This is a genomic window from Agrococcus sp. TF02-05 (genome assembly GCF_017565345.1).
GTDB lineage: Bacteria > Actinomycetota > Actinomycetes > Actinomycetales > Microbacteriaceae > Agrococcus > Agrococcus pavilionensis.
On sequence record NZ_JAGEKO010000004.1, the window covers coordinates 220,518 to 239,644 of the forward strand.

At 71.3% G+C, this 19,127-nt stretch carries 18 protein-coding genes; 5 read left to right on the forward strand and 13 right to left on the reverse strand.

Going from position 1 to position 19,127, the window contains the following annotated elements; all coding sequences use genetic code 11:
* Nucleotides 1-2 precede the first annotated feature (2 nt).
* Nucleotides 3-398, forward strand: coding sequence for a large conductance mechanosensitive channel protein MscL (gene mscL, locus JQT67_RS04905; protein ID WP_208063764.1), 396 nt, complete (start codon nt 3-5; stop codon nt 396-398).
* Complete coding sequence (locus JQT67_RS04910; protein WP_208063765.1) at nt 395-895, forward strand: DUF1648 domain-containing protein; 501 nt, start codon at nt 395-397, stop codon at nt 893-895. The genes mscL and JQT67_RS04910 overlap by 4 nt, the downstream gene beginning before the upstream one ends.
* 19 nt (nt 896-914) lie before the next feature.
* Here JQT67_RS04910 and JQT67_RS04915 read toward each other — a convergent pair whose 3' ends face one another.
* The 5 genes from JQT67_RS04915 to JQT67_RS04935 all read right to left on the reverse strand — a co-directional run bounded on the left by JQT67_RS04915 (nt 915) and on the right by JQT67_RS04935 (nt 7,967).
* Nucleotides 915-2,363 (reverse strand): FAD-dependent monooxygenase, encoded by a 1,449-nt coding sequence (locus tag JQT67_RS04915; protein WP_208063766.1) that lies wholly within the window; start codon nt 2,361-2,363, stop codon nt 915-917.
* 103 nt (nt 2,364-2,466) lie between these two features.
* On the reverse strand, nt 2,467-2,691 hold the full coding sequence (locus tag JQT67_RS04920) for a hypothetical protein (protein WP_208063767.1): 225 nt from the start codon (nt 2,689-2,691) through the stop codon (nt 2,467-2,469).
* Nucleotides 2,688-6,434, reverse strand: coding sequence for an AAA family ATPase (locus JQT67_RS04925; RefSeq protein WP_208063768.1), 3,747 nt, complete (start codon nt 6,432-6,434; stop codon nt 2,688-2,690). The genes JQT67_RS04920 and JQT67_RS04925 overlap by 4 nt, the downstream gene beginning before the upstream one ends.
* A gap of 67 nt (nt 6,435-6,501) precedes the next feature.
* Nucleotides 6,502-7,566: a peptidoglycan bridge formation glycyltransferase FemA/FemB family protein gene (locus JQT67_RS04930; RefSeq protein WP_208063769.1), complete on the reverse strand. Its 1,065-nt coding sequence runs from the start codon at nt 7,564-7,566 to the stop codon at nt 6,502-6,504.
* A gap of 110 nt (nt 7,567-7,676) precedes the next feature.
* The gene (locus JQT67_RS04935) at nt 7,677-7,967 is read right to left on the reverse strand and encodes a DUF4287 domain-containing protein (RefSeq protein WP_208063770.1); all 291 of its coding nucleotides are present in this window, start codon (nt 7,965-7,967) and stop codon (nt 7,677-7,679) included.
* Between the two features lie 130 nt (nt 7,968-8,097).
* On the opposite strand from JQT67_RS04935, the gene JQT67_RS04940 reads away from it, so the two are divergent.
* Nucleotides 8,098-8,295: a hypothetical protein gene (locus JQT67_RS04940; protein ID WP_021009500.1), complete on the forward strand. Its 198-nt coding sequence runs from the start codon at nt 8,098-8,100 to the stop codon at nt 8,293-8,295.
* 190 nt (nt 8,296-8,485) lie between these two features.
* Here JQT67_RS04940 and JQT67_RS04945 read toward each other — a convergent pair whose 3' ends face one another.
* Both JQT67_RS04945 and JQT67_RS04950 read right to left on the reverse strand, forming a co-directional pair.
* The gene (locus tag JQT67_RS04945) at nt 8,486-8,806 is read right to left on the reverse strand and encodes a metal-sensitive transcriptional regulator (protein ID WP_021009501.1); all 321 of its coding nucleotides are present in this window, start codon (nt 8,804-8,806) and stop codon (nt 8,486-8,488) included.
* Between the two features lie 23 nt (nt 8,807-8,829).
* Complete coding sequence (locus tag JQT67_RS04950) at nt 8,830-10,770, reverse strand: heavy metal translocating P-type ATPase (RefSeq protein WP_243755706.1); 1,941 nt, start codon at nt 10,768-10,770, stop codon at nt 8,830-8,832.
* A gap of 30 nt (nt 10,771-10,800) precedes the next feature.
* On the opposite strand from JQT67_RS04950, the gene JQT67_RS13410 reads away from it, so the two are divergent.
* Nucleotides 10,801-11,460 carry a hypothetical protein gene (locus tag JQT67_RS13410; RefSeq protein WP_243755754.1) on the forward strand — a complete coding sequence of 220 codons (660 nt, stop codon included), beginning with the start codon at nt 10,801-10,803 and terminating at the stop codon, nt 11,458-11,460.
* Here JQT67_RS13410 and JQT67_RS04960 read toward each other — a convergent pair.
* The 3 genes from JQT67_RS04960 to JQT67_RS04970 are packed head-to-tail and all read right to left on the reverse strand — an operon-like array spanning nt 11,444 to nt 15,034.
* Nucleotides 11,444-13,771: a cation-translocating P-type ATPase gene (locus JQT67_RS04960; protein WP_208063773.1), complete on the reverse strand. Its 2,328-nt coding sequence runs from the start codon at nt 13,769-13,771 to the stop codon at nt 11,444-11,446. The two genes, JQT67_RS13410 and JQT67_RS04960, sit on opposite strands and share 17 nt — an antisense overlap.
* A gap of 55 nt (nt 13,772-13,826) precedes the next feature.
* Nucleotides 13,827-14,783 carry a heavy-metal-associated domain-containing protein gene (locus tag JQT67_RS04965; protein ID WP_208063774.1) on the reverse strand — a complete coding sequence of 319 codons (957 nt, stop codon included), beginning with the start codon at nt 14,781-14,783 and terminating at the stop codon, nt 13,827-13,829.
* Between the two features lie 38 nt (nt 14,784-14,821).
* The gene (locus JQT67_RS04970) at nt 14,822-15,034 is read right to left on the reverse strand and encodes a heavy-metal-associated domain-containing protein (protein ID WP_021009506.1); all 213 of its coding nucleotides are present in this window, start codon (nt 15,032-15,034) and stop codon (nt 14,822-14,824) included.
* A 92-nt stretch (nt 15,035-15,126) separates the two neighbouring features.
* On the opposite strand from JQT67_RS04970, the gene JQT67_RS04975 reads away from it, so the two are divergent.
* Nucleotides 15,127-16,287, forward strand: coding sequence for an FAD-dependent oxidoreductase (locus JQT67_RS04975; protein WP_208063775.1), 1,161 nt, complete (start codon nt 15,127-15,129; stop codon nt 16,285-16,287).
* Here the strand turns inward: JQT67_RS04975 and JQT67_RS04980 are convergent.
* The 3 genes from JQT67_RS04980 to JQT67_RS04990 all read right to left on the reverse strand — a co-directional run bounded on the left by JQT67_RS04980 (nt 16,265) and on the right by JQT67_RS04990 (nt 18,882).
* On the reverse strand, nt 16,265-17,134 hold the full coding sequence (locus JQT67_RS04980) for a hypothetical protein (RefSeq protein WP_208063776.1): 870 nt from the start codon (nt 17,132-17,134) through the stop codon (nt 16,265-16,267). The genes JQT67_RS04975 and JQT67_RS04980 overlap by 23 nt on opposite strands.
* Nucleotides 17,135-17,254: 120 nt before the next feature.
* Nucleotides 17,255-17,866, reverse strand: coding sequence for a DUF305 domain-containing protein (locus tag JQT67_RS04985; RefSeq protein WP_041203756.1), 612 nt, complete (start codon nt 17,864-17,866; stop codon nt 17,255-17,257).
* 605 nt (nt 17,867-18,471) lie between these two features.
* The gene (locus JQT67_RS04990; RefSeq protein ID WP_026374351.1) at nt 18,472-18,882 is read right to left on the reverse strand and encodes a four-helix bundle copper-binding protein; all 411 of its coding nucleotides are present in this window, start codon (nt 18,880-18,882) and stop codon (nt 18,472-18,474) included.
* Nucleotides 18,883-19,127: the final 245 nt, after the last annotated feature.

Sequence of the window (19,127 nt, forward strand, 5' to 3'; positions counted from 1 at the left end):
CGATGCTCGACGGCTTCAAGAAGTTCCTGCTGCGCGGCAACGTCGTCGAGCTCGCGACCGCCGTCGTGATCGGCACGGCGTTCACGGGCATCGTCACCGCCTTCACCGAGGCGATCATCAACCCGCTGCTCGCGATGGCGTTCGACGCCGACGCGCTCTCGGACGCGACGGTCGGACCGTTCCGGATCGGCCTGCTGCTCGCCGCGATGATCAACTTCCTCATCATCGCCGCGGTCGTCTACTTCGTGCTCATCTTCCCGATGGCGAAGCTCAAGGAGCGGATGGACCGCCGCCGCGGCATCCAGCCCGACGAGCCGGCAGAGACCGACGTCGAGGTGCTGCAGGACATCCGCGAGCTGCTGCGCGCGCAGCAGGCGGGCACCGCACCGGGCGCGTGACCCCCTCGGCGACGCCGAGGCCGCCGCGCACCTACGGGACCGGCGCGGTCACGCGAGCCCTGCGCATCCTCGCCTTCCTCTGCATCGCCGCGATCACCGCTTGGCTGCTGCTGCGCTACCACGCGCTGCCAGAGACGATCCCGACGCACTTCGATGCCACGGGCGAGGCGGATGCGTTCGGCAGCCGGTCGAACGTGCTCGCGCTCGCGGGCGTCATGGTCGCGCTCGCCGCGCTGCTGGCGTGGCTGTCGACGAAGCCGCGGCACCTCAACTACCTCGCGCACCTCACCGATGAGAACGCGCAGCGCGTCTACCGCGAGGGCGAGCGGCTGCTCGTGTGGCTGCTCGCGACCCTCGTGCCGATCTACCTCGGCCTGCTGCTGTCGATGCTCGGCTGCCCGGGCGCCGCGCTCGTCGTCGGCGGCCTCGCCGCGATGCCGGTGCTCGTGCTCGTCGGCGCGGTGCGGATGGCGATGGCATCGACGCCGCGGGCCTGAGGCGCAGCGCGGGCGGGGCTCAGGCCGCCGGCCCGCACCACCGCTCGAGCGCATCCCCGAGCCCGTCGCTCGAGCCCTCGCCGACCCACGCGACGTGCCCGTCGGGCCGCACGAGCAGCCCGGTCGGGGGCGGCACCTCGCCGATGACCGGCAGCCGCCAGGCGCCGTCGGCGGTCGCATCGACGAGCTCGACGCGGTCGCGCCATGCGGCGACGTCGAGCGGCGCACCGCCGAGCCGGAGCAGCACCGGCCGGGCCTCGCGCAGCAGCGCGTGCACGCGCGAGCGCCCCGCCGCGGTCTCGAGGTCGACGTCGGGCACGCGGCGGCCGAGCAGCGGGTGCCCCTCCCCAAGCTCGTAGGCGACGTCGAGTCCGGCGATGAGCGCCGCGATCGGCTCCCCGGCCCCCTCGACCGCGAGCACCTCGTCGAGCAGCGCCTTGAGCGCCTCCTGCCGCGGATCGGCGCGCTGGAAGAGCGATTGCGCCATCGTGTAGCCGAGCGCCCGCGCTCCGGCCGGGTGCCGCTCCGCGTGGTAGCTCTCGAGCAGCGCGTCGCCCGCGAGGTCGCGCGCGACGAGCGCGAGCTTCCAGCCGAGGTTGACGGCGTCCTGCAGCCCGAGCCCGATGCCCTGCCCGCCCGTCGGCGAGTGGACGTGCGCCGCGTCGCCCGCGAGCAGCACGCGGCCGTCGCGGTAGCGCTCCGCCTGCCGCGTCGCGTCGGTGAAGCGCGAGAGCCACGTGGGGCTGTGCGCGCCGAGGTCGCTGCCGAAGGCTGCGACGAGCCCGCGCCGCACGTCGTCGAGCGTCGGCTCGTCGCCCCGCCGCAGCTCGGGCTCGGTCAGCACGACCCGCACCTGCCCGTCGCCGATCGGGTGCGCGCCGTGCACGCCGCGCTCGTCGACCTTGCCGAGCTGCCGCGGCTCGCCCTCGATGCGCAGCTCGGCGATGATGCTGCTGCGCGTCGCGTCGGGCCCGACCATCGCGATGCCCGCCGCTCGCCGCACGGCGCTCCGGCCGCCGTCGGCGCCGACCACGAACCTCGCACGCACCCGCTCGCCCGAGGCGAGCAGCGCATCCGCCCCCTCCTCGTCCTGCGCGACGCCGACGACCTCGGCGCCCCAGCGGATGCGCGCGCCGAGCCCCTCGGCCCAGTCGCGCAGCAGCGGCTCGATGTCGCGCTGGAAGAGCGCGAGCGTGTACGGGTGCCGCGTCGGCAGCGCGCCGAGGTCGAGCATCGTGCCGCCGAAGGTCGCCGCGCTCAGCGTCGTGCCGGCCTCGAGGAAGCGCTCGGCGATGCCGCGCTGGTCGAGCAGCTCGATCGAGCGCGAGTGGATGCCGCCGCCGCGCGACCCCTCGAGCTCGGCCGTCGCCCGTCGCTCGAGCACCTCCACATCGACGCCCGCGAGCCGCAGCTCGCCCGCGAGCATCATCCCCGTCGGCCCGCTCCCGACGATCACCACATCGCGCATCCGCCCGCTCCCCTCGTCATCGACGAGGCATCATCGCGCACGGCAGGGGCCTTGCGGCAAGGCCCGGTCGCCGCCATATCCTGGAGGCAACGGGGCAGATGCGTCAGCCCCAGTGGGGCGGGACGTCGCCCCGCAGCCGCGCGTCGTTCTCGCTCGAGGGCTGCTGCGGCTCGGGCTCGGGCCCGCCCATGTAGCCGGGCACCGGGTCGGTCGTGACGCGGCGGCCGCGCTTGCGGATGACGAGGCGCGCGGACTCCGCGCGCTCGGCGGGCTCGCCCGCGTCCGCCTCGGGCTCGCGCCCGTCAGCGGCCGGTGCGTCGGCGGTCACGACCGCGACGCATCCGCCCCGACGAGCTCGGCGATGCGGTCGGCGACGCCCTCGGGGTCGGTGAAGAGCTCGAATGCGTGCACGCGCATCGTGTGCCATCCGAAGCGGCGGAGGATCTCGGGGCGCAGGCGCAGCGCCTCGCGCAGCGTGCGGTCGCCGTCGTCGTGGTCGGCCTCGATCGCCGCGCACACGCCGCCGTTCGCGACCACGAGCGGCAGCTGGCCGTCGTAGGAGACGTCGGCGCGGAGGCCCCGCCGGCGCAGCCGCGTCGCGAGGTCGATCATGAGCGGGTCGCCGCCGAAGAACGCCTTCCGCGGCGCCTCGGCGGCCGCGTCGAGCAGGATCTCGCGCAGCATCGCCGCGCCGTGCTCGAGCCGCTCGGGGTCGAGCTCGGCGGCGTCGAATGCGGTGACGATCTGCAGCGCCTTCCGCGCGCGCGTCATCGCGACGGCGAGCAGCCGCTCGCCGCCGGGCTGGCCGAGCGTGCCGAAGTCGACGTTGCGGCCGTGCTTCGTGTGGCCGTAGCCGACCGAGAAGATCACCCGGTCGCGGCTGAGCGCGGCAGCGTGCGTGATGTCGACGATGACGAACGGCTCGTCGCGGTCGGCGACGACGAAGTCGGTCAGCTGGCTCGATCCCGCGAGCGCCGCCATGACGGCCTGCTGCACGCGCACCGCGTGCCGCTCGTTGGCGGTCACGACCATGAGCGACTCCTGCGGCCGCGAGCGCGCGTGCTGCGTGACGAGCTGCACGACGCGGTCGACCTCGCCGTCGGGGCTCTCGACCGTCGCCGCGCCCTGCTCGGGCAGGCCGTGCGCGCCGTGCACGATCGAGGTCGTGAGCGAGCGGTGGCCGAGGTAGGCGCCCGCCCACGGCAGCGCCTCGATGCGGCCCTCGTAGAAGCGCTCGTTCACCGCCGTCACGAGGTCGGCGCCGCCGGTGCGGTACGAGCGCGTGAGGCGCAGCATCGGCAGCACCGCGCCGAGCCGCGAGAGCGCCGACTCGGCGTGCAGCTCGTCGGGCGACGCGAGCTCCTCGCTCGGCCGCACGCCGAGCGTCGAGATGCCGACGTCGAAGGGCGCGGGCGTCTGCGTCACCGAGTCGCCGACCGCGATCACCTGGCGCGCGCGGCTGATCGCGCCCGCCGCCTCGGCGATCGTGATCGCGCCCGCGTCTGCGATGACGACGGCGTCGAAGGGGATGCGCTTGGGCACCCGGTGCAGGTCGTAGGGCGAGGAGAGCCACACGGGCGCGACCGAGCGGGTCAGGTGCGGCGCGAGCCGCTGCAGCTCGTCGGCGTCGACCGGGCCCGCCTTGATGAGGCGACGCAGTGCATCCGCCTCGTCCGGGTGGTCGTCGACCGCGAGCCGCCACGCGCGCGCGATCTGGTGCGCGAGCCGGGCGCTCGAGGCGTCGACGTGCGCCTCGTCGACGAGCGCGAAGTCCTGCTCGAGCCGGCGCAGCACGTCGGTGTTGCCGCGCAGGAGCGCGCGCTCCTTGGCGATCATCGACTGCAGCGCCGACTGCCACCACGCGAGGTCGAGCTCGTGCTCGACCTGGTCGTCGGCGACGTGCCGGTCGGCGAAGTCGGCGAGCAGCGCGTCGAGGCCGAGCCGCTCGATGCCCGTCATGAGCTCGGCGCGCTCGGTGATGTTCTGGAGCGCATCGCTCGGGGCGGCGAGCTCGGCGATGCGCTGCTCGAGCTCGGGCAGCGGCAGGTCGACGCTCTTGACGTCGGGGCTCAGCGCCGCGTCGAGGCGGGCGAGCTTGCCCTCGACCTCGCGGAGCGTCGCGTCGAGCGCGCCGAGGCCCGCGGGCACCGTCGGGATCGAGCCGTCGGGCGCGAACTTCGCCCACAGTCGCCGCTGCTGCTGCGCGGCGACGAGCACGTCGTGCAGGTCGGGCACGTGCGCGCCGGGCCGCACGTACTCCTCGGCGAGCTTCTTGAGCCGGCGGCGCTGCATGGCGCCGAGCGACTGGATCGCCTCGCGCCGCGGACCGGTCGCGGCGATGAGCTCGCCGAGCGGCCGGTCGTAGATCGACGGCGTCATGACGTCGAGCGTCGCGCGCACGTCGGTGAGCAGCGCGACCTGGATCGCGAGCTCGGCGAGCGTCGCGGCGGGCCGCAGCTTCGTGTCGCCGACGACCTTGCGGGCGCTCGCGATGAGCCCAGCGAGCTCGCCGTCGCCGTCGGTGCCGGCGAGCGCCTGCGCGTCGGCGAGGGCGGCGGATGCGTCGCTCGAGGTCTGGAAGGACGCCCCGTACCAGGGCGTGTCGCTCGGCCCGTACTTGAACTGGCCGAGCGCCGCGGCCTTCCGCATCGTGGCGGCGACGCGGGGTCGGTCGGTCGCGAGCGTGCGGGTCGCCTGCTCGCTCAGCCGCGCGCGCGTCGAGGGCGGCGTCGGCAGCATCGCGAGCCGCGAGAGCTCCTTGAGCGCGTCGAGCACGCTCACCTGCAGCTGCGGGTCGACGCGGCGGAGCGCCGCGCGGTAGTCGAGCAGCACCTTCCGCAGGCGCAGCATCGCCTCGTCGATCTCGGCCGTCTCGGGCCGGCCCGACTGCTCGATGCGGCGGATCGCGGCGATGAGGTCGCGGCGCAGCGTCGCCTCCGAGACGGCGAGCGCCTCGAGCTTCGTGCTCGCGAGCCGGTCGGCGATGTCGCGGAGCGTCGCGCGGCGCGGGCTCACGACGAGCACGCGCTTGTCGTCGCTCACGAGCGCGGCGAGCACGTTCACGACCGTCTGCGTGAGGCCCGTGCCGGGCAGCGCCTCGACGACGATCGAGTTGCCGGCGGCCGCCTCGGCGATCACGGCGTCCTGCTCGTGGTCGGCGTCGAGCACGAGCCGGTCGACCTCGGGGTCGCGCTGGTCCTGCGGGGTCTCGTCGATGCCGCTGCGGCCCTCGCGCACGCGCCAGCGCGCCTGCTCGTCGCCGCGCACGGCGTCGAGCACGTCGTGCGGCGCCTGCTGCAGGTCGACGGCCATCGGCTCGCCGACGTCGGCGAACGTCGAGGCGAGCAGCCGCGCCTCGACCGTGAAGCCCGGCACGTGCGCCGCGGCCTGCCGCACGGCGTCGAGCACGGCGTTGGGCGTGAACGTGCCCTCGCCCGAGCCGAGCTCGATGAGGCGGCGCTCGTCGAGCTGCACGCCGTGGTGGCCGCGCAGGATGCTCGCGAGCCGCGGGTTGACGAAGGGCTGGCCGAGCAGCTGCAGCTCGAAGTCGCGGCCGCGGCGGCGCACGATCAGCGGGCGCAGCAGCACCGGCCCGTAGACCTCGCGGCTCTGTCCATCGGCAGTGGCGTGCGGGAAGCGCGCCATGCCGATGCCGAGGTGGACGGCGTCGATCGAGCGGGCGGCCGCGAGCTCGATGCCCTTCGAGGCGATCGCGGCGGCGGCCGAGCGGGCGGCGCGGAGCGCGAGGTCGTCGCGGATGAGGCTCGACAGGGCCGTCGGTCGGCCGGTGATGAACTGCGCGAGGCCGCCCGGATGCGTCGCGGAGAGCTCGATGCGGGTCGCGGTGGTGTCGATGAAGTCGGTCAGCGGGCTCCGCCCGCCCACGCGCCGGAGCGCATCCGCCCATCCCGCCCACTCGCCGTCGCGACGGCTCACCGGGGGCTCGGGCGCGACGACGGGCGCCTCGCCCGTGAGCGATCGGTCGGGTCCGGGCGCGGGCTCGACGGCCCGCTCGAGGGTCGCGGCGTCGACGGGCTCGTCGCCCTGGAACTCGATCTCGTCTTCGCGCACGCAGTCACGATAGCCGCGGGGTCCGGCGTCGGCCGGGTGACACTGCGGGAAACCCGCGAACTGCCGCCTAGAACCAGGCGTCGCCCGTGCGGCGCGTGTAGACGGCGCGCAGCCAGCGGCCGGCCTTGTGCCAGAGCTTGTAGCGGCCGTGCAGCGGCAGCTCGAAGGTGGGCATGTACTTGACGGGCTCGGGCGCCCACGCGGTCTTGAACGTGTAGAGCCCGCGGATGTCGCTCGTCTCCCACTCCGCCGGGTCAGGGATGTTCGCGAGCTCGTAGAGCGTCACGCCCTGCGCGTGGAGGTCCTGCATGATCTTCCACTGCATGAGGTAGGGCGCGAAGATCTTCGCGTTCTCGCGGATCGACCCGGCGTCCTTGTACCAGGCGGTGTCGCCGAAGCGGATGACGAACGCCATCGACTGCACCTCGCCCTCGTACTCGGCGACGTAGAAGTGGCCCTGCCCGACGGTCTTGTAGACGTCCCAGATGCGCTGGAAGTACTCGGGGTGGCGGAAGTAGCCACCCGAGCGCTCCTTCGTCTCGCCGATGAGGCGGTGCATCTCCGCCTCGTTCTCGGCGGTCATCTCGGTCTTGCGCACGGTGACGCCGAACTTGTTCTCGGCCGCGCGGTAGCTGTTGCGGGCGCGCTTCTTGAAGCGCGCGGCGACCTCGTCGAGCGAGCCCGACAGGTCGACCGCGACCGCGTGCTGGTACTGGCTCGAGGCGGCGCGCACCCAGCCGTTGCGCTCGAAGGCGGCGATGAGCTCGGGATCCTCGGTCTGGAAGGTCTCCATCTTGAGGCCGAACCAGCGCTTCGGGTAGGCCTTCGCGCGCGCCGTGATCGCGTCGACCGCGGCGGCGTCGATGCCGCTCACGCGCGGGAGGAAGAGGATGCGGCCGGCGAGCGGCGCCGAGCGCTCGAAGAGCTGGATCGGCAGCTCGCGCGTGCCGCCGCCCGTCGTCGGCACCGCCACGACGTCGCGCAGCGCCCGCCACGGGCTCTCCTCGCGAGTGCGGGCCCACGCATCCGACTGCATGTAGTGCGCGCGCGGCTGGCCCTCGAGCACCTGCGCGTCCCACGCGACCCCGTCGGTGGCCTTGGCAGGCGTGGGCTCGGTCGCGGTGATGCTCATGCGCTCGCTCTCGGGTCGATGGGGGCGGATGCGGTGGGGCGCTCGGGCGGATGGCCCCGGCGCGCTCGCACCGCCCTCGATCGTACCCGCGTCGAGCGCGGGAGCCGGGATCACGCGGGCTTCGTCGCCTTGCCGTCGAGCCAGAGCGTGTCGCTCTCGTCGCGGTGCGAGCCGGTGGAGCCGACGTGCTTCGCGTCGATCTGCGGGCCCTTCTTGATGACGTGCACGAGCGCCATGCCGTGCCCGCGGCCGAGGCCGTAATCGGCCTGCAGCCACTCGAGGATCTGGCCCGCCTTGACGTCGGGGGCGTCGAAGCCGCGCTCCTTCGCGAGCTCGACGAGCTCGCGGGGCGTGAGGCCGGTCTTGTCCTCGATCGCGTCGAGGTACGCCTGGAAGGACATGCAAGCATTCTGCACGCCGCAGGCCCGCGCGTCACGCCCGTCTCGCTGCGCGCTCAAGGGCAACATCGTTGTCTCTCAAGGACCCCGCAACCCGCACCGCGAGCGGGCCGCCGTCGCTACGGTCGGCTCCATGACGATCGCGCACGGCATGGAGGGCGGCGCTGGAGACGAGGGCGTGCGACTGCGCAGCCTGCTCGAGGAGCTCCAGCACCTGGGACCTCGACCGCGATCCGGCCCGATCGCCGAGCTCCACCAGCAGCTCTGCGCCGAGGTCGAGGCGATGCTGCACACCCGGCGGGACGCTCGCGACACGCGCCGCTCGGCTTGATGCGGCGCGCGGCCGTCGACGGCCGTGCCTTCGCGGGCGGACATTCGGTCGCCGACATGCGCATCCGCCCGCTCTCGGGTCGATGGAAGCGGATGCGGTGGGCACCCGAGTCGCGACCGCACCGCGCCCGGTGGTCCCATGGTCTGGTCGCCGCGATTGCGGGCCTTGCACACGACCTGCCGGGCAATGGTCAGCGGACGAGCCGCTGGATGGCCTGCGATGCCTCTCTGATCTTCTCGTCGGCCACGTCGCCACCCGAGCGAGCGGCATCGGCGATGCAGTGCCGGAGATGATCCTCGAGCAGCCCCACGGCGACGTTCTCCAGGGCGCCCGTCAGGGCGGAGATCTGCGTGAGGATGTCGATGCAGTACCGCTCCTCGTCGACCATCCGGTGGATGCCTCGAGCCTGCCCCTCGATCCGCCTGAGCCGAGCGAGGTATCGATCCTTGTCGGTGATGTAGCCGTGCTCTCCCTCGTCGCACTGCGAGAGGCCCTGACCGGGTTCCTTCATGTTCGCCTCTCGCTCTGTCGTGCTCATCGCTGGAGCACTGCGCGCGCAGTGGACTCGGGCCGCAGGTCCAGGCGGCGCAGGAGCTGCGCGTTGAGCGCGACGATGATCGTGGAGAGCGACATCAGGATGGCGCCCACTGACATGGGCAGCACGAATCCGATGGGGGCGAGCACGCCCGCCGCGAGCGGAACGGAGATGAGGTTGTATCCCGCCGCCCACCAGAGGTTCTGCTTCATCTTCCGGTACGCGGCGCGCGACAGCTCGATCACGGAGAGCACGGAGCGCGGATCATCGCTGGCCAGGATCACTCCGGCTGACGCGATCGCGACATCGGTGCCGGCGCCGATCGCGAGTCCGACGTCGGCCTGCGCGAGTGCCGGAGCGTCGTTCACACCGTCACCGACCATCGCCACCTTCCGCCCCTCGTGCTGCAGCTCCTGCACCTTCGCCGCCTTGTCCTCCGGGCGCACACCCGCGAAGACCCGGTCGATGCCGAGCTCTTGCGCCACCGATTGCGCGACCGCCTCGGCGTCGCCCGTGATCATGACCACCTGGGCGCCGAGCGCGTGCAGCGCGTCGATGGCCTGTCGGGATTCCGAGCGGATCTCATCCGCGAGCCGCAGCGCACCGATGACCGCGCCGTCCTGGACGACGTGCAGGATGATCGCCCCCTGGGTGCGCCACTCGTCGGCGATGCCGAGCTCGCTCGCGGATTCCTCGGCGAGCATGTAGGGGCCGCCGGCGCGGACGGTCGTCCCGTCGACCCTGGCCGTCACGCCGACGGCCGGGGAGGATGAGAAGTCGCTGCTGCGCGGCACCACGAGGCTCTTAGCGGCGGCGGCCCGGACGATGGCCTTCGCGAGCGGGTGCTCGCTGTCTGCCTCCGCGGCCGCCGCGAGCGCGAGCACCCGATCCGCGTCGTGGCCGTCGACGACGGCGACCTCGGCGACCGTCGGCTCGCCCTTCGTCAGCGTGCCGGTCTTGTCGAACAGCACGGTGTCGACCGTCCGCATGCTCTCGAGCGAGAGGCGGTCCTTCACGAGCACCCCGCCTCGCGCCGCTCGCTCCGTCGCGATCGAGACCACCAGCGGAATGGCGAGGCCGAGCGCGTGGGGGCACGCGATGACGAGCACGGTGATGGTGCGAATCACGGCCGCATCCGGAAGCCCCACGACCGACCAGACGAACGCCGTGATCGCTGCCGCTGCGATCGCGAACCAGAACAGCCAACCCGCAGCGGTGTCCGCGAGGCGCTGCGCGCGGGAGGAGGAGTTCTGCGCCTCCGTGACCAGCCGCTGGATGCCTGCGAGCGCGGTGTCGTCGCCGGTCGCCGTCACCTCGATGCGGATGCCCGAATCAGTCGCGACGGTACCCGCGGTAACGGAATCGCCGACCGCGCGAGTGACGCTGCGGGATTCTCCGGTGACCATCGACTCATCCATGGCGGCCCGGCCGTCGACGATCCTGCCGTCGGCCGGCACGCTGCCGCCCGGGCGGACGACGACGACGTCGCCGACGACGAGATCGGAGGGGGACACCACGACCACGATGTCGCCCTCGACCCGGTGCGCCTCATCCGGCAGCAGGGCGGCGAGCGAGTCGAGCGCGGAAGTGGTCTGCGCTAGGGAGCGCATCTCGATCCAGTGCCCCAGCAGCATGATGACGATCAGCAGCGCGAGCTCCCACCAGAAGTCGAGCTCGTGGTGCAGCACGCCGATGCTCGCGCCCCAGGAGGCGACGAACGCCACCGTGATCGCGAGACCGATCAGCAGCATCATGCCCGGCTTGCGCGCGCGGATCTCGCTCAGCGCACCGACGAGGAACGGCTTGCCGCCCCACACGTACATCGCCGTGCCGAGCACCGGGGAGACCCACGCGAGCCAGGAGACGTCCGGCAGCTCGTAGCCGAGCACCATGGCGAACATGCCGGAGAGCGCCACGGTCGGGATCGCCAGGACGAGCATGATCCAGAACAGTCGACGGAACTGCCCGACGTGATCACCGTGATCGCCGTGAGCGCCGTGACCGCGGTGCTGCTCGTGCCCGCCGTGCTGCTCGTGCCCGCCGTGGCCGGCGTGCGAGTCGTCGACGCGAGCCTCGCGGACAACGGCACCGTCGGTCGCTGCGGACGCGTGCCCACCCATCCGATCGTGCGCACCATGGGACTGATGCTGGGGGTGCGCGGTACCCTCCGAGGGATCCGTCGGGTGGCCTTGATGCGCGTGCGGGTGGGTCATGGTCTCATCCTCTCGAGTTCGAGGAAGCCGTGCCGGACCTCTCTCGCAACAGGTCCGGCACGACGCGGCTCAGGCTACGGAAGCGTACTTCGCGGGATCGGCGTCGAAGAGCGGTCCGCAAGCGGCGCAGCACAGGTAGTAGCGCTCGCCGTCGTGGTCGCGGACGAGGCCGGCGGCCTCGGCGTCGCCCTTCAGGATCGTGCTGCCGGGCATGACCGGGCACTCGGCGATGTCACCGGCCGCGGCACCTTGCCCGTGCGCATCGGCGCTGTGGCTGTGGCTGTGAGCCGCGTGGTCGCCGGCGTGGTCATGGTTGCCGTGGCTGTGAGCCTCGTGGTCGCCGGCGTGGTCATGGCTGCCGTGGCTGTGGTCGTGACCGGTGTCGCACATGGAGTTCCTCTCAGTGATGGGTGGTGACGGCTGCCGACCGAGCTGCAGGCTCCGGCTCGGTCGTGGCTGTCGGTGTGGGGTCCACCGCCTCGCTCTTGAAGCGGCGGAGGCGGAGGCTGTTGCCGACGACGAAGACGCTGGAGAACGCCATCGCCGCGCCGGCGAGCATGGGGTTGAGCAGGCCGAGCGCCGCGAGCGGGATCGCCGCGACGTTGTAGGCGAAGGCCCAGAACAGGTTGCCCTTGATGGTGGCGAGCGTCTTCCGGGAGAGCCGGATGGCGTCGGCGGCGCTGCGCAGGTCGGCGCGGACGAGCGTGAGGTCGGATGCTTCGATCGCGGCATCGGTACCGGTGCCCATCGCGAGACCGAGGTCGGCCTGGGCGAGGGCAGCGGCGTCATTGACGCCATCGCCGACCATCGCGACGGACTTGCCCTCTCGCTGCAGCTGCGTGATGACGTCGACCTTGTCCTGCGGCAGCACCTCCGCGATCACCGAGGTGATGCCGACCTCGGCCGCGATCCGCTCGGCGACCGCCTGGTTGTCGCCGGTGAGCAGCACCGGCGTGAGCTCGAGGCGCTTGAACTGCGCCACGGCGGCCGCGCTCGTCGGCCTGACGGTGTCTGCGACGACCAGCACGCCGCGCGCCTGACCGTCCCAGCCGGCGGCGATCGCGGTCTTCCCCTGCTGCTCGGCGGCGTCCTTCGCCTCAGCGAGATCGGCAGGCAGATGCATGGACCAGTCGGCTAGCAGCGAGGGGCGTCCGACGATCACCGCATGTCCATCGACGACGCCCTGCACGCCCTTGCCCTCGATGTTCGTGAAGCCTTCCGGGGTGGACAGTGCGCCGAGCTCCTGCGTGGCGGCCTTCGCGATGGCCTGCGCGATCGGGTGCTCGGAGGCGTCCTCCAGCGCGCCGGCGAGACGCAGCAGCTCGCTCCGGTCGGTGCCGACGGCGGTGTGCACATCGGTGAGCGTCATCTTGCCCGCGGTCACGGTGCCGGTCTTGTCGAGCACGATGGTGTCGATGCGGCGCGTGGACTCGAGCACTTCGGGTCCCTTGATGAGGATCCCCATCTGCGCGCCGCGGCCGGTCCCGACCAGCAGCGCGGTCGGGGTCGCGAGCCCGAGGGCACATGGGCAGGCGATGATGAGCACGGCGACGGCGGCGGTGAAGGCGGCCGCCGCGGGGAACCCCGCCCCGAGCCAGGCGCCCAGTGTGCCCACGGCGATGACGATCACGATCGGCACGAAGATGCCGGAGATCTTGTCGGCCAGGCGCTGCACCTCGGCCTTCCCGGACTGCGCGTCCTCCACGAGCTTCGCCATCTGGGCCAGCTGCGTGTCGGAGCCGACGCGCGTCGCGCGCACGACGAGTCGGCCGCCGGCGTTGACGGTGGCCCCCGTGACGGTGTCGCCCTCCCCGACCTCGACGGGCACGGATTCGCCGGTCAGCATGGAGGCATCGACGGCCGACGTGCCGGAGATGATGGTGCCATCGGTGGCGATCTTCTCGCCCGGCCGGACGACGAACTCGTCGCCGACCACGAGATCCCTCGTCGGGACGCGGATCTCGACGCCATCGCGGAGCACTGCGACGTCCTTCGCGCCCAGGTCGAGCAGCGCGCGCAGCGCGGCGCCGGCCTGCCGCTTCGAGCGCTTCTCGAAGTAGCGGCCAGCCAGGATGAACATCGTCACCCCCGCGCCGACCTCGAGGTAGATATTCGCGGCACCATCACTGGGTGCGACGGTGAGCTCGAACGGGTGCGTCATGCCGGGTATGCCCGCGGTGCCGAAGAACAAGGCGTAGACCGACCACAGCAGTGCGGCGCTCGTCCCCATCGAGATGAGCGTGTCCATCGTCGCGGCTCCGTGCCGCAGGTTCGTCCACGCCGCCTTGTGGAACGGCCATGCTCCCCACACGATGACCGGCGCCGCCAGCGCGAGCGACAGCCACTGCCAGTAAGTGAACTGCAGCACCGGCAGCATCGCCATCGCGATCACCGGGACGGTGAGCACAACCGACCCGATCAGCCGGTGCCGCAGGCTCATCAGCTCCGCATCCGGCGTCTCGCCGTCGTCGTCTGACGCGGCGGGCTGCTCAGGGGTGGGAAGCGCTGCGGTGTAGCCGGTCTTCTCCACCTCTGCGATCAGCACCGCAGGGTCGAAGTCGGCGGGCGCCGAGACCTTCGCCTTCTCCGTCGCGTAGTTCACGGTCGCGGTGACACCCTCGAGCTTGTTCAGCTTCTTCTCGATCCGCATCGCGCAGGACGCGCATGTCATCCCGCCGATCTCCAGCTCCACGCTGGAATCCGCGGCCGTCGGCTGCAAGTCGGTCATGAACGTCTCCTCGTCGGTGCACCGGGCGCAGCGCGCATCCGGAACGGATTCCTAGTCAGTGCTCGTCGTGCTCAGCGTCGCCGTCGGTGTCTTCCGGACCATCAGTGCCAACGGGTTCCTCCGTGGCGACCGCGGTGTCCGTCGAAGCGATCGCGTCGAGCACGAACTGCGCAGTGTGCACCTGTCCATCGACCTGGAAATCGAGATACAGCAGATACCGGCCGACGGTCGGCGTCTCTGCGGTGAACGCCACCCCCGGGCCCGCGACATCCCCGGGCTGCGGCTCGTCGCCGTGGGCATGCACGTGCATATAGGCGAGGTCGCCCTGGCGGAGCGCCACCAGATGGCCAAACGCTCCGAGATACGGTTCGAGGTCGGTGACGGGATCACCGTCTCGGGTCACTTCGACGCTCAGGTCGCTCGCACCGCCCGCCGCGAGCTCGCCGGTGATCGTCACGTCGAAGCCGTCGACGGTGTCGCGCTTGCTGACGGCGGCCGCAGGCTGCGGCTCGAGGGTGCCTGCGACGTCGACCATGCGGGAGAGCGTGACGGCGGTCCCGTCAGCGGTGACGAAGTCCGCGTACGCCCGGTAGCTGCCAGCGCTGTCCCAGCTCCACGGCAGCGACCAGGTCCCCGTCGTCCGATCGAGCCCCGGATGCACGTGACGGTACTGGCTGCCGTCGGCACGGACCGTGATCAGATGCAGATCCTTCCCGTGAGCGGTCTCGAACTCGGTCAGCGGTTCGCCGACGCGGTCGAGGATCTGGAACGAGAGCGAACCCGTCTCGCCCGTCGCCGCAGGCGCTGCGATCGGTCCCATGGTGAGACCCGATCGGGCGATGGTCACGCCGGTCACGTCCACCTCCTCTGCTCGCTGCGCCGTCTGCGATGGTGTTGCCATACCGGAGGATGGATCACCGTGGTCGGCCCGGTCGCCGTGCGACCAACTGGCGGCGGCGTCATCGGGAGCCAATGCGCCGGCGATGGTGAACGTCGCACCGAAGGCGAGCACGAGGCCAGCTCCGTACATGCCCAACCGGGCCGGTGCATTCATCGCAGCGGGGCTGCCTCATAGCCAGCCTCGTCGACCGCGGCGAGGATCGCTGCGTCGTCGATGGACTGCGAGCCGGTGACCACCAGCCGGCCGGTCTGTGCACTCACCTGGACGTTCTCGACCCCCGCAACCTGCTCGACTTCCCCGCGGATCGCGACCTCGCAGTGGCCGCAGGTCATGCCGGTGACCTTGAACTCGGAGCTGCTCATGGTGTCTTCCCTCTCGCTTGACAAGGTACCCCTGGGGGGTATCGATTCGCCTTGACCATATACCCGGTCGGAAATGCGGTCAAGGAGTGACCATGATGTCGATGCTCGAGCCTGACGTGCTGATCGTTGGAGCCGGGGCCGCCGGTCACTCGGCAGCGGTGATGTTGCGCGACCTCGGCTTCGCCGGCTCTGTGCACGTCGTCCATGGCGAGCCGCATCCGCCATACAACCGCACCCTGGTCGACAAGGGGATCTTGCCCGGCCTGCTCACCGTGGGACAGGCTGCGCTCAAGGATCTGTCACCGCTCGGTGTCGAGCTCGAGCACGGGCGCGCAGCCGCAGTTGACGCAGATCGGTGCGCCGTCCGCCTGCAGGACGGCCGGACGCCGACCTACCGCGCCCTGCTGCTCGCGATGGGGAGCACGCCACGGCCGCTGCTCGACCGCGAACGGACAGGCGTCTTCCAACTGCACAGCGCGGACGACGCCATGCGGATCCGCGACCACGTCGGCGGTGATCCAACGGGACGCACCGTGACGGTGCTCGGCGCCGGGCTGGTGGGGTCGGAGGTCGCGAGCTACTTCGCCACGGCAGGAGCCGACCTGCATCTGGTGGCGCGATCCGACGTGCCGCTCGCGCGCGTGCTCGGGCGCCCGATCGCGACGCGGCTCAGCGACCTGCACGCCGAGCACGTCACCACGCACTTCGGCCGTGCCGTGATCGTCCTGCAGCCGTCGGGGTCGCGAACCCGCGTGCGGCTCGACGATGGCAGCGAGCTGCGCTCTGAACTGGTGATCGTGGCCCAGGGGACAGTGCCCGATACGTCATGGGCGTCCAGCGACGCCGAGGGCATCAGGGTCGACGACCGCCTGCGGTCGATCACGATCCCCCGGGCGTACGCGGCCGGCGCGGCCTCGGCGCATACGATGCCGGACGGCACATTGCGCCGCATCGACCACTGGGACGACGCAGTTGCGCAGGGCGCGCATGCCGCGCGGACGATCATGCACGATCTCGGTGAAGGTGAGGACCCCGGCCCGTATCGCCCGGCATCCGGCTTCAGCTTGCAGGTGCACGGGCTGTCGATCATGGGTGTCGGCGCCGCGGCTCCGGATCCGGTCATCGATACGGCATCGTCCCCTGACGGCAGCCTCATCACGACCTTCCGTGACAGGCAGGGCAATCTGACGGGCGCGGTCGGGCTCTCGACCGCACCCGAGATCCTCGCCATCAAGACCCAGCTCGCGGGATGAGTGACTGCCAGGTCTGGCCGAGGTCACCGGTGCGCTGGAGTCCGGACTCGGTCGCCACGATCACCTCGCCGTCGGGCAGGAGCGTGAGGGCGTGGATCTGCTCTGGAGTCGTGCCCTCGGCCGTCCACCGCTGCGCAGGACCGGATCGCCACAGCGTGCCGGCGAGGTCGACACCGATGACCGTGTCCTCGGAGTCGGCGAGCAGCACCAGGGGCGGGGCGCCCTCGACCGGCTGGAAGCTCTGACCCATGTCGGTGCTGACGCCGAGACCGGCGATGCTCGTCATCAGCAGTCCGTCGCTGGTGGCCAGCAGGTCGTAGGGTTCCTCGGCGGCGCCCTCGCGCCAGGACACGCCCATATCGTCGCTGATCAGGATCTGACCCGCGTGCGCACCGACGACCGCACCCGCGAACCGGTCGTACGTGAGCGCGTGGAAGTCAGCCACGCCCTCGAGCGCCACGGCCTCCCAGCGCTCGCCCTCGTCGGAGCTCCTGATCAAGCCGAGGTTCGGCCCCTGCAGATGCTGTGGCCCGGAGGCTCCGGGATGGCCGGAGGCGAGCAGTTCACCATTGGCGCGGGTCAGGCCCATGAGGTCGATGACGTGCTCGCCCATTGGGCCGACCACATCACCGGAACCGAGCTCGACGGTGAACAGTCCGTTGTGGGTGCCGACGAGCAATGACAACCCGTCCTCGCTCGGGATGAGCTTATGGATGTGGTTGTCCGTCGTGAGGGACGCCGCGGTCGCGCCCGTGGCGGCGCACGCAGTGGCGGCCAGCACGATCGCGGCGGAGAGCGCAGCGGCCGCACCGACGCGCCGGCGGCTCGGTGATCGATGATGCTGCACAGACCCATCCTTCTCGAAGCGGTTGCTGAAAGGGGCGGGGGCGCCGGCGCCCTACTCGGCATCAATGCCTGCATGGTGCAGGAGCAGAGCCTTGCGCCAACCACGCGGTCGATGCTGCAGTCAGCTCGCGCACTGGCGCTCTGCCGGCTCCTCATATGCCGGCACGGGACGAGCCTCGGCCTCTTCCTGCGTGCTCGCCACGCCATTGGTCTCGATGTCTCCGATGAGCCAGTCCATCTCGAAGATCTCCCGCCGCTGCGCCTCGCTGATCTCGACCGCCAGCTCGCACACCCGCACGTCTTCGATGCCGGCGCGCTCGGAGCGCGTGATGGCAAGGGAGTGGTGCGGGATCATCGCGCTCATGAAATCAGTGTCATCGACCGTGGCCTGCGTGCGGTCGAGGACGATGCCACCCCCGAGCAGCAGCACGCTGACCGCGATCACCGCGATGTTGCCCTTCGGGTTCTTGTACATCCGCAGCATCCACGCGAGCATGACGAGCGCCATCGCGCCGCCCATGGTCAATGCCATGAACAGGCGGCTCTCGCTCCAGCGGACGTGGCCCCACTCCCAGGAGCCGGCGTACATCGCCCCGTACATGATGACCATGCCGGTAAGGATCATGGCGGCGAAGCGGAGGTATGCCTTCGCACCGGTGCTGGACTGATGCTTGTCCTCGACGTGACCTCCTCGCTCATGCTGGTGCTCATCGTCGTGCTTCATCGTCGCCATGATCGGCACTCCCTTCTCGTCTTCGCACCGACGCCGAAGACTCCCGGTCTCCGGCTCATAGGCTGGAACCGGCGGTTCCTGGGCCATCGGAGCTCATGCCGTGGGCATGCCTCCACCATCCCACGGAACGAGCGACCCGCCAGCGCCGAGTGTTCGCGGTGCAGGCTCGCCGGTCGATGTCGCCGCAGCTGTTCGGACCGGGCTCCAGCATGGTGCTCTGGCTGCAGATAGGCGAGGTGAACCTCGAGTAGCACTCGAGTGACAGCGTCGCCCTGGTCGCGCGGGGGCTTCACCAGCGTGCCCCAAGCGCATCTGCGAGGGCAGCTCGCTCTCGCGCGCCTCTTGCGCTCCTGATCGCCAGCGCGGCGACTTCGGCGCACTTGAGCACATCAGCACGGGTTGCGCGCAACCGTTGGCGAGGCTCCCGCCTGCGTAGGCGATCGCGACATCGGTGCGTCGGCCCGCGCAAGCGGGGCGTCGTTGCCTCCTTCGCCGCCCTGCCCACTGCTGGGGCCTCCGCAACTCGTCCCTTCGCGTCAAGCCAGCGAGCGCAGTCACCTTCGTAGAACCATCGCTGCGAGCGGAGACGCTGGAGGGCGGTCGCTTCAGCCGAGCGCGGCCAAGAGATCGGCGCACGCGCGCTCACAGCGTCGGCACGCCTCCGCGCACACGCGGCAGTGCTCGTGCATCTGCGCGTGCTGCTCGCACTCATCCGCGCAAGCCTTGCACGCCGCCCGGCATGCCTCCAGGAGCGCGCGGATGACGGCTGCGTCGGAACCGGTCTGACGCGAGAGCACTCGGCCCGTCGTCTCACATACGTCAGCGCAGTCGAGGTTGATCCGGATGCACTTGGTGAGCTCAGCGACCATGTCCTCCGCCAAGCAGGCGTCAGCACATGCCGTGCATGTCTGTGCGCACTCGAAGCACGCCTCGATGCAGGCTGCGAGCGCTTGCTTGTCGATGCCGCCGAGATCGCTCGGGTAGGTGTCGAGCATCGCTTCTACGTGGTGAGTCATGGTTCTCTCCTTCTAGCGTGGTGAGTGATGCAATCCATCCAACCCACCGGGGCGGTGCTGGTCACCCCGTGAACTCACAGGGTCCGTTCCCACTCGGGCGCCCAAGCCACCCAGGTGGCGAAATCGTTACCCATCCGTTACATTTGAGCGGTTCGCGCGCTCTTCGACTGCCTGGAGCGTCGCATGCGCCGACAGCTCGTGCGGCTCGCGAACCCCGCCTGACGCCGATCGAGGACCCGCCCAGC